Origin of the sequence: Psychrobium sp. 1_MG-2023 (assembly GCF_030689115.1) — a bacterium.
Classification (GTDB): domain Bacteria; phylum Pseudomonadota; class Gammaproteobacteria; order Enterobacterales; family Psychrobiaceae; genus Psychrobium.
Genome location: NZ_JAUYVJ010000050.1, coordinates 1 through 10453, shown reverse-complemented (window position 1 = coordinate 10453; position 10453 = coordinate 1). Strand labels below are relative to the sequence as shown.

Genomic DNA, 10453 nt, shown 5'->3' with positions numbered 1-10453 from the left:
CAATGAGTCGCGTTAGCTACGCATAGAACTCGTACATAAGTTCGCAATTAATCATGTATTTTAGTGTTGACACAGAGGGAGTCTACATAAGTATTTTAGTCAGATTGATTACCAAACCCGACTAAAAGTAGTTTATTAAAGAAGCTAATCTAGAATAAAAAGACTAACTAATCAATCAATTAAAACATCCAAGTTTTTCTATTCTATCTTTTTACACCGCAGAGAAATTGCTTAGACTGTAAAAATAGAGCCTAAAAGTACGTTATAAAGGCGTAGAGAGATCCCGCATAAAAGACTTGCGGGATGACGGGGGGTGTCATTGCAGGGTGACGAGCGCAGTTATTGTGAGGGATGGATACTGTCATTGAAGGACGACGAGTACTTTTATTGTTGGGTCAGAGGATACTTTGCATCAAGCCTAGTGAGCGACATGAGACTTAACAAAAAGTCACAATGGTATGTTATTAGCAAACGTTAAACCGCAGGGATGCGGTTTGCGAGCGTTCCATGGATGGACTTGAGCGATTTGCGGTTAACATGCCGTTGGGTCTTTGATGATTGGCTCACTTGAGGCTTAGAAAGGCGATATGAGATCCCGCATAAAACACTTGCGGGATGACGGGCGGGTGTTATTAGCAAACGTTAAACCGCAGGGATGCGGTTTGCGAGCGTTCCATGGATTGACTTGAGCGATTTGTGGTTAACATACCGTTGGGGCTTTGGTGATTGGCTCACTTGAGGTTTAGAAAGGCGATATGAGATCCCGGATAAAACACTTGCGGGATGACGGGCAGGTGTTATTAGCAAACGTTAAACCGCAGGGATGCGGTTTGCGAGCGTTCCATGGATGGACTTGAGCGATTTGTGGTTAACATACCGTTGGGGCTTTGATAATTGCCTCACTTGAGGTTTAGAAACGTGATATGAGATCCCGCATAAAACACTTGCTGGATGACGGGCATGTGTTATTAGCAAACGTTAAAGCGCAGGGGTGCGGTTTGCGAGCGTTCCATGGATGGACTTGAGCGATTTGCGGTTAACATGCCGTTGGGGCTTTGATGATTGGCTCACTTGAGGTTTAGCAAGGCGATAAGAGATCCCGCATAAAACACTTGCGGGATGACGGGCGGGTGTTATTAGCAAACGTTAAACCGAATGGGTGCGGTTTGCGAGCGTTCCATGGATGGACTTGAGCGATTTGTGGTTAACATACCGTTGGGGCTTTAATGATTGGCTCACTTGAGGTTTAGAAAGGCTATAAGAGATCCCGCATAAAACACTTGCGGGATGACAGGGGACGTTATTACGGGTGATGGAACGTTAGGGATTTGAATCCCCCGAATAGAGCAAATAAGTTTGCAGTACTCTTCAAAAGATTCCAGCTCACAAGACTACCGTAATGACAGATATATTTAAGGTATGTACGTCTAAAAGCAAAAAGCCCACTAACATTTTCATGTTAACGGGCTTTTCTAAATAAGTGGCAGAGAGATAGAAATTTGAATCTCCCTAACTGCGCTATTAACGCATTTTTTTAACTTGCAAGCAAAAAGCCCGCTAACATTTTCATGTTGGCGGGCTTTTCTTAATTAGTGGCGGAGAGATAGGGATTTGAACCCTAGATGGGCTATTAACCCATGCCGGTTTTCAAGACCGGTGCATTCGACCACTCTGCCATCTCTCCGCAGCTGGTGAAACGCATATTAGAGAGTTTGATAAAAGTTGTAAAGCCCTTAATTCAAAAAAATAATCACTTGGACAGAAATCAGCCATTTAAAATAAAAACTAGGCAAACTAAGCATTGCGTACTCTACTGTTGATTCAAATACGCGATGATCTCAAATGCTTGTTGATAGTCTTTTGCACCCAATTTAGCAGTACAGCAATGCCCTTCTATTTGTGCATAATAACGAATAAGGCTCACCAAATGCTCAAGGCGAATCTTATCATCGCTTATACGCCAGGAATTGTTGTGCCATTGGAAACAATCGCCACAACTATCGATGATAAGCTCAGGGGGTTGGGCTTCGATAAGATGATGTTCATTCCACTGAGTTTGATTATCTAATAAAAACAACTCAACATCTCTTTGGTATTTAACAACAACTGGCCACTTCAACATAGCTTTCCTACGATAAATGATCAATTTTGGTGCAGGGACTGAACCAAAATAGTTAGATGGAAATCCCATGATAACTGAAGCAATATCGAGCTTGCCATTGAAAAGATATAAAAATTGAAATATCAACAAGATAAAAAATACAGCAGCGCTGTCACAAAACGGTATAGAAACTGCCTCATTACTGTTAATAAAGCAATTTAATCTAGTACATCAACTTTCTTAACACCGTGGGAGAACTAACATGGCTAAAATCATCAAACCATTTAAAACACCGCTAAAAAATGACTGTACCAACCACTTATCATTTCAGCTGGCACACAGTAAAAAGTCAGGCTTGAGTCAATATAGTCACACCACCGTTAACGAGAAGCAATCTGATGTCTTGCCAGAACAAGAAGTAAATACAGAGGACTTCATTCGTGGTTACAACTAAAGTTAATCAGAAAGCGAGTTTTTCACACAAACTCGCTCTCTGTAATCACCGCTAACCGACGTTAATATGCTTATCAGCAAATCGCTTGGCGATAGCGAAACGCCTCGCTGAGCGCTCCCCTAACTTGACTAACATCAAGTAGCATAGCGGTACGATAAATAAGCTGGTGAACGTTGAAAAAATTAACCCGCCAATGATGGCTATAGCCATTGGGTACGCTTCATTATCGCTTGAGGCAATCGCCACCGGAATTAAGCCAATAATGGTTGTAGCAACAGTCATTAGGATTGGACGAACACGGCTGGTACAAGCAGTAAGAATTGGCTCAATTAAGTTTTGTGAGCTGCATTTCAACTTGTTAATCTGATCGATCAATACAATGCCATTATTAACCACAATCCCCATCAGAATGAGCATTCCGAGTTGTGCCTTATCATCAATCGCCATTCCAGTGATAGCAAAGGTAAAATAGACCCCAATAAACGCTAACAATATCGAGGATAATATTGCGATTGGCATTAGTAAGGATTCAAACAATGCGGCCATGACGATGAAAATTAGCGCGAACGCCAGTATCATGTTTAACATCATTTCCTGCATTGACTCCATTTCAGCTTGATAGTCCTGACCAGTTCGCCACTGGTAGCCAGAAGGGAATTGATAAGCATCCATTACTTTTTTAATCTCCGTCATGGCGTCTTTGCGAGAAATATCTTCGAGATTAATCATAATATTTAATAACGTTTCTCGCTGCTCACGATTAATCGTTTGCATCACATTAACACTATCAAAAGTCACTAGCTGCTGCAGAGTAACTAAACGCCCTTGGCTTTCGATAATCGGTAACTGTTTAATCACCTCTAATGGTATAGCTTCTTGCGGATAAAAGACCAACCTGATGGCCGTTTCGCCCTCGCCTTTGTTACGTAAGGAACGTAAATTTACCCCACGCAACGCTGTCGATATGCGACTAGCTACATCTTGTGTTGTCAAAGATAGCCGAGAGACTTGTTCAGAATTAATGCGTAACATTAACTCTTGACGTTCAGCACTATCGTCAAAGCCGACTTCCGCAAACCCGTCGATGGCTTTTAACTTAGGAATAATCTCATCACCCAATCTTAACAAACGTTGAGTTGACGCTCCGGTAATTGATACCTCCATGATGTCATTTTTTTGCTCAGACCAATTAAATGATGGCCGCGCTATCGCCGTAACAGGGAAGCCTTGGCGAATAATCTCTTTAAGTTCTTTTTCTGAGATTGGAATATCTGATTTTAACTTCAGTTGCGATGATGCATAACCAGAATAAATTCGACTGTCGACACTATTGATATAAAACTTATCTTTATTTTTATATAGATAGTCTTCCATTTCATCCACATAGCTCGCAACATCTTGAAATTTATGACCGCCTTGAATGTTATATATCACCCACAGATTACGTTCCGCTTTAGAGAACTCTTTATTGGAGTCCACAACTGACTTGGCCACTAACCCCAGCCCACATAAAACAACAATAATAAGTGCAGCTAACTTAGGGCTAACGAGTACTTTTTCTAGCTTCGGGCGATACCATTGATTGATTGGCCCTTCTGTGGTTAATTGCGCTAACTGCTTATTCTCAATTCTGCTTAACATCAATGGAATAATCGTCTTTGCAACCACAAGAGAGGCAAGTAGTGGCAAACAAATCGCAACGGCAATATTCTCAATCAAGATAGTCAAAAATGTTTTCTCACCCATTAACATCGGTAAAAAGATGATAACAGTAGTCAAAGTGCCGCTAAGAACCGCGATACTAACATTATTAACGCCTTGCATTATTTTTTGATATTGACTAACCAGCTTGCCCTGCTGCTGAATAATACTTTCACAAATCACCACTGAGTTATCAATTAATAATCCAACGGCAATAAATAGACCCGCTAAGGTTAAATTATTAATGCTGTACCCTAAAAAATACATCCCTGCTAATGCGAAACTTAATGAGATTGGCACCGAAATAACAACAACGAGTGTCACTCGATGGTTTCTAAAAAATAATAACAAAACAAAAAATGATAATACGATACCGACAAGGCCGGCGAGTAATAACTCAGTGAGAGACTCTTGGATCTGGTTACCACTGTTGTTTTTAACGGATATATTGATATGTTTAAAGTCTTCTGAAACTTTCAATCGTTCAATTAAACTAACGACCGTTTCTGATACCTCGATAACATTGGCGTCACTTTCTTTGAAAACCTCTAAACCAACGCTCTTTTTACGGTCGGTTCGGATTTCACTACGCCTCACTTGCTGCTTAAGGCCAACAACAGCAACATCTTTTAATCTGACACCAGGTTTCACTTGGTAGTTACCAATATCAGCTAAGCTTTTATACTCACCTTGTGGTGAGACTCTAAAAGTACGGTGACCATTCATCACCACCGGGGAGCGCACCGAGAAGTTACTTGCTCTTAAATCCGCGAGTAATTGAGCTTGGTCGACCCGATTCATCGCTAAGCGGGTGCTATCAAGCTTAATTTCGATTTGTGGACTGTTAACCCCACGAAGTTCAGTTTTAGCGACACCATGAATTCGCTCAATTTTTCGGATCAACTCACGGTTTAGAAAGTCATACGCCGTGCTTAGGTCGGTTTCACCCGAGAGCACCAAAGTAAGAATCGGCATATCGCCAGTCGAAAACTTTTGAACATTGACCCGCTGAACATCTTCAGGCAAGAGGTGAGCGATCATGTCGACCTTCTCTCTTGCCTCTAGTACTTTATCATCGAGATCGGCATTTAGAGCCATTTGCAACTCAATAGAAGCAGAGCCTGCCCGGCTTCGTGAGCGCATTTTAGTAATCCCCCCCATCGTCGCTAAGGCTTCTTCAACGGGCCGAGTGATTAACCGTTCGACTTCAGCAGGAGTCGAGCCGCCATAGGGCACATTCACTAGCACAAAAGGTGCATTAACCTTAGGCCAGCTCTCTTGAGGTAAAAGTCGACTGGCGACTAGCCCTGTTAAAAATAACGACAGCATGATCATAACAGTTGTTACAGGGCGCTTTAATGCTAACGCTGTTAACCATAAATTAGGTGCTGTAGTCCCGGTTTTGGTATAGCTGACCTGTTCGTTATTATGATTCATAACTAACCTCAGGTGTTGGCATTGGCTCGCGCTCAGCTACAGTGATGTCATTTTTACGGTCAAAAAGACTATATAGCACAGGGATCACAATCAGGGTTAATAAGGTCGCAACTAGCAGACCAAAAATCACAGTGATCGCAAGAGGCGCACGAAGCTCAGCACCTTCGCCTGAGGCAAACGCCAACGGCATTAAACCAAGAATTGTAGTTAATGACGTCATGATAATTGGGCGCAAACGTGATTCACTCGCTTGAGCGATAGCTTGCATTTTAGCAACGCCCTGCTCACGCAATTGGTTAATGCGGTCAACCAAAACAATAGCGTTGTTAACAACAATACCACTAAGCATAATCACGCCAATAAGCACGATAACACTGATATTTGTATTAGTAATATATAAACCTAACACTGAGCCCAAGACCGCTAATGGTACCGAGAACAAGATGATAAATGGGTTAAGCAATGACTCAAATTGTGATGCCATCACCAAGTACACCAAGAAGATTGCCAATAATAGCGCGATATAGAGTGAGGTAAACGATTGCTTCATTTCTTCGCTTTGCCCAGCCACTTTAGCGCGAATATTATAAGGTAGGTTCATTTGCTCTAATAATTGGTTAGCTTTTTCGGTTGCTGAGGCCAAGTCTCCAGTGGCCAGATTTGCTGACACAATAGCGACCCGAGTTTGATCCACGCGATTAATTTCATTCGGACCAATGCTTTCATTTATTTGAGCGACAGCCGCTAATGGCAATGCTCTTTCTTGATCAGAGTTGACTGTCAAATCTCTGATAGCTTGAGCCGAGTTACGCGCACTTTCATCGGTTCGTACCAAAATATCAATTTGTCGATCATTGACGTTATAAGTACTCGCAACAGATCCCGCAACTTTAGTTACTATCTGGTTTGAGATGTCTGATGCTTTTAAGCCTAAGCTCGCTAAACGCTGATGATCAAACTCAATCTTAAGTTCAGGCTGACCAGCACGTAATGTGTTATTAACGTCGGTAAATTGCTGATCATGGTCTAGAATACGGACTAATTCATCACTCGCTGTTTTAAGGCCCTTAAGATCATAGCCCGACAAAATAATTTGCAGTGGTCGCTCGCTTGTAAAGAGTTCAGAGAGTTTTATTTTTGCACTGACGTCTGCCATGTAGCTCACTTGTTCACGAACAAACGATTTCACGTCGTCAATATCACTGCTACGATGTAATGAAACTAACAGCTGCCCCCAATTTTCACCCCCTTTACTCGCCGAGCTCATCATTAAGCTACCACTGCCCGCTAACGAATACGTATGTTTGACCCGTTGATCGGCTTCTAATGATTTAGCTAATGTATGTAATCGCTGATCGGTCACATAAATTGGTGTCCCCTGTGGCAAGCTCAACTCAATCGTAAATTCAGCTTGGGCAACATCTGGCACCAATTCAACACCCACTTTTGGTAGTAAACTTACCACCAGACCAGCAAATGCCATGCTAATGACAGCGACACTAATTCGGTGTGCCAGTGCCTTTTGTAATAACGCCGCATAACCCTGTGCTACTTTTGAGAATAAGGCTGAAAAGCCAAGGTGCATTGGTCGAAGCACCAGATTAAATATTTTCGCAAAAACGTTAAACAGAAGCACTAAAGCTTTAGTGATAAATAACGGGAGAATGCTGAAAATAAAGCGAAATGGGAACCCGGCTACCATACCAACTTTTGCCAATATAGTTTTTTTCTTTACACTGGCTTCTTTACTAGTCAGTGGGTGGGCGTTATCGACGTTATCAACTGGTTTCTGCCAAGAGAATTCGCGTGAAGCCAACATTGGGATCAAAGTAATAGCCACCACTAACGATGCTAAAAGTGCGAACGTTACTGTCATTGCTTGATCGCTAAATAATTGGCCAGCAAAGCCATCGACAAAAGCGAGCGGGAAAAATACTGCTAACGTGGTCAGTGTTGAAGCGATTACGGCACCACTGACTTCTTGAGTCCCTAAGATTGCAGCCTCAGTAATTGATTTTCCTTGTTCACGATAGCGAGCGATGTTTTCCAGCACCACAATAGCGTTATCCACGAGCAAGCCAATCGCTAACGCAATACCGCCTAATGACATAATATTTAAACTAATACCATTAGAAAACATTAAGTTAAACGTAGCTATAACAGATACAGGTATCGCCAGTGAAATAATCACGGTGTTAAACATATTACCCAAAAACAGGTAGAGAATAATCATTGCCAAGATACCGCCAACTATTGCTGCACTTTTCACTTCATCAACAGCATCGACAATAAATTGAGATTGGTCAAAAATAATGGTTAGCGTTAGGTCACTAGGAAGTTGTTTTTTTAATTGATTTAATTTTTTATTTAATTTTTCAGCCACAGCAACAGTGTTTGCATCACCTTCTTTGTAGATCGCCAGTTCAATCGCTTCACTGCCATTGATACGGGTTACATCAGTTCGCTGTTTTTCACCATCATTGATCGTTGCAATATCTCTTAAATAAATGGTCTGATTATCAATTTGTTTAACAATCATATTAGCCAAATCATCGAGTGAAGCAAACTGATTGAGTGTTCTTACTAAGTATTCTTGCTGACCGTCATAAACCCTACCCGCTGACATATTAACGTTCTCACGGTTGATTCTATCGACAATCATTTGAGCGGTGATACCACGTTGTGCAGCTTTTTCTTGATCAAACACCACTTGTATTTCTTGCTCGAGACCACCGCCCAGTTGCACCGCAGCGACGCCAGAAACTGTTTCTAGTTGCCTTTTTAACTCTTGCTCAGCAAGTGTTCTAACACTCTTTAATGCTTTTTCTTGAGTGCTTGACGTGGCTATTCCTAGCCGAATTATAGGATCTAACGCCGGATTAAAGCGTAAAATAACAGGCTTGCGAACATCTTTAGGCAGTGAGATTACATCAAGCTTTTCTCGCACATTTTGCGTGGCAAAGCTCATTTCTGTGCCCCATTCAAACTCAATAACGACATCAGACTGTCCGGCTTTAGACACCGAGTGGATTTTTCTAATGCCTTTCACTAACCCGACCGACTCTTCGATGGGTTTACTTAGCAGCTGTTCGATTTCAGCAGGGGCAGCACCTGTGCTAAGTGTTCTCACCGTTAGCGTTGGATAAGATAAGTCAGGCAATAATGATACGGCCAAACGAGAAAATCCAACCATGCCGAATAACATGACGGCTAAAGTGAACATGCAAACAGTCACAGGCCGTTTAACGGCTGTACGTACTATACTCATACAAAAAGTCTCTTAAAGGTATAACAAAGGACGCGTTATAATGCGGCTGTAGTGTGTTTCACAGGTGATGGCTCTCCAACGATAACCACTTCACTGTCAGTTTTTAATCCTTGATGACCAACAACGACAACGTTTGCATTTGGAGAAAGTGGCGTAAGGATCTCAACAACACCATTTTGTTCGTAACCTGTTTCAACCACGATTTTGCTTGCTTTGTTGTCAGTAACCACAAACAAGCTGGTCTCGGTGTCTGTAACGATTAAGGCCTTTTGTGGCACCGTTTGCACATTTGAGCGAGTATCAAGCTTCAACGCAACCTTGGCAAACATACCTGGCTTAATGATCTGTTTAGAGTTATCGACCGTGAGGGTCACTTTAAATGTACCGGTTTTAGTGTCGACAATAGGCGCAATTAAACTCACCGATGCCGCAACTTGTTTATTACCAAACGCCGGAAACACCAAATTAGCCTGCTGGCCTAAATGAACATTGCTAATCTCTGTTTCAGGTAAATAAACAACACCTTGGAGTGAGTTCAGATCGATAATATGGAACATCTCACTGCCATTACTAGGTGCCATATTCCCTTGTTTGATATTACGAACAGCAACCACACCATCAATTGGAGAAACCACTTTGCTATCGCGTAGTTTTAAAGCAGATACTTTTTGTTGGTTTGCTCTCGACTGCACTGAAAATTCTAGCTTTTCAAGGTCTTTAACTGAAATGAACTGTTTGCCTTTACTTGGTTTACTCCGATTATATTCAGCTGTAATCGACGCTAAATCAATCGTAGCGCGCTCATAATCGAGACGGTAGCTTTCGTCATCTATTTCAGCAAGTACTTGGCCTTTTTTAACTAATGAGCCCTCTTCGACTAAGACCCTTTTTATCATACCACCCACTTTATTAGTCACTTTGCTTTCGGCACGCGCTTCCATGACCGCTGTTGTTTGATACACATTGCTAATATCTTGATTAGCCAATTGAACCGTCTCAACAGGAACTTTATAAACAGCTTCTTTCTTCTCTTTCTCTGCTGGTAATGCTTGAGGCTCTGAACATCCTGTAATTAAAAGTGTACTAACAATAAGGGCTAAAGGTACTGATAAAGTTTTCATAAGTGACTGATATTAGTTTGAAAGGATAAATGTTAAATCATTTAACACTAAAGGCAACAACTAATAGATTTGTATATGTAACAAAAGTTTTAACGCGCTCGGGGTAAGTGTTTCAGGGCAGTGACCCATTGAGGTTTTATGGAAAGACTTTAAACACTTTGAGCACTGTTAAACGATGAAACGAGATTCTGAATAAGTGCGGCTCAGGGTGGCAAGACTATACGACTGGGAAAAGTTAAACGACAGGCATAAAAAAACCAGCACTAGGCTGGTGTTTTTATCGTCTAATCGGTGTTGGCGGAGTGGACGGGACTCGAACCCGCGACCCCCGGCGTGACAGGCCGGTATTCTAACCAACTGAACTACCACTC

General features: G+C 41.9%; 5 protein-coding genes and 1 tRNA gene. 1 reads left to right on the top strand and 5 read right to left on the bottom strand.

The features are described 5' to 3' along the window. Positions 1-1593: 1593 nt before the first annotated feature. Together Q8W26_RS17295 and Q8W26_RS17290 are read right to left on the bottom strand one after the other, a co-directional pair. Positions 1594-1684: transfer RNA gene (locus Q8W26_RS17295), tRNA-Ser, on the bottom strand. A 126-nt stretch (positions 1685-1810) separates the two neighbouring features. Next, the gene (locus Q8W26_RS17290; protein ID WP_305473840.1) at positions 1811-2122 is read right to left on the bottom strand and encodes a DUF4144 family protein; all 312 of its coding nucleotides are present in this window, start codon (positions 2120-2122) and stop codon (positions 1811-1813) included. A 241-nt stretch (positions 2123-2363) separates the two neighbouring features. Between Q8W26_RS17290 and Q8W26_RS17285 the strand changes: the two genes are divergently transcribed. Beyond that, entirely contained in the window at positions 2364-2555 is a 192-nt protein-coding gene (locus Q8W26_RS17285; RefSeq protein WP_101213928.1) for a hypothetical protein, read from the top strand. Positions 2556-2606: 51 nt separating this feature from the next. Here the strand turns inward: Q8W26_RS17285 and Q8W26_RS17280 are convergent, their stop codons facing one another. Genes Q8W26_RS17280 through Q8W26_RS17270 form a run of 3 tightly spaced genes read right to left on the bottom strand, consistent with a single transcriptional unit; the run spans position 2607 to position 10082 of the window. After that, entirely contained in the window at positions 2607-5693 is a 3087-nt protein-coding gene (locus Q8W26_RS17280; protein ID WP_101213927.1) for an efflux RND transporter permease subunit, read from the bottom strand. Further along, positions 5683-8961, bottom strand: a complete 3279-nt coding sequence (locus Q8W26_RS17275) for an efflux RND transporter permease subunit (RefSeq protein WP_101213926.1) — start codon at positions 8959-8961, stop codon at positions 5683-5685. Before Q8W26_RS17275 ends, Q8W26_RS17280 begins: the two co-directional genes overlap by 11 nt. A 35-nt stretch (positions 8962-8996) precedes the next feature. Then, positions 8997-10082 carry an efflux RND transporter periplasmic adaptor subunit gene (locus tag Q8W26_RS17270; RefSeq protein ID WP_101213925.1) on the bottom strand — a complete coding sequence of 362 codons (1086 nt, stop codon included), beginning with the start codon at positions 10080-10082 and terminating at the stop codon, positions 8997-8999. Between the last annotated feature and the right edge of the window lie 371 nt (positions 10083-10453).

Coding starts and splice junctions, on each gene's coding strand:
- Q8W26_RS17290 (WP_305473840.1), bottom strand. CDS start 2,122: ATGTTGAAGTGGCCAGTTGTTGTTAAATACCAAAGAGATGTTGAGTTG.
- Q8W26_RS17285 (WP_101213928.1), top strand. CDS start 2,364: ATGGCTAAAATCATCAAACCATTTAAAACACCGCTAAAAAATGACTGT.
- Q8W26_RS17280 (WP_101213927.1), bottom strand. CDS start 5,693: ATGAATCATAATAACGAACAGGTCAGCTATACCAAAACCGGGACTACA.
- Q8W26_RS17275 (WP_101213926.1), bottom strand. CDS start 8,961: ATGAGTATAGTACGTACAGCCGTTAAACGGCCTGTGACTGTTTGCATG.
- Q8W26_RS17270 (WP_101213925.1), bottom strand. CDS start 10,082: ATGAAAACTTTATCAGTACCTTTAGCCCTTATTGTTAGTACACTTTTA.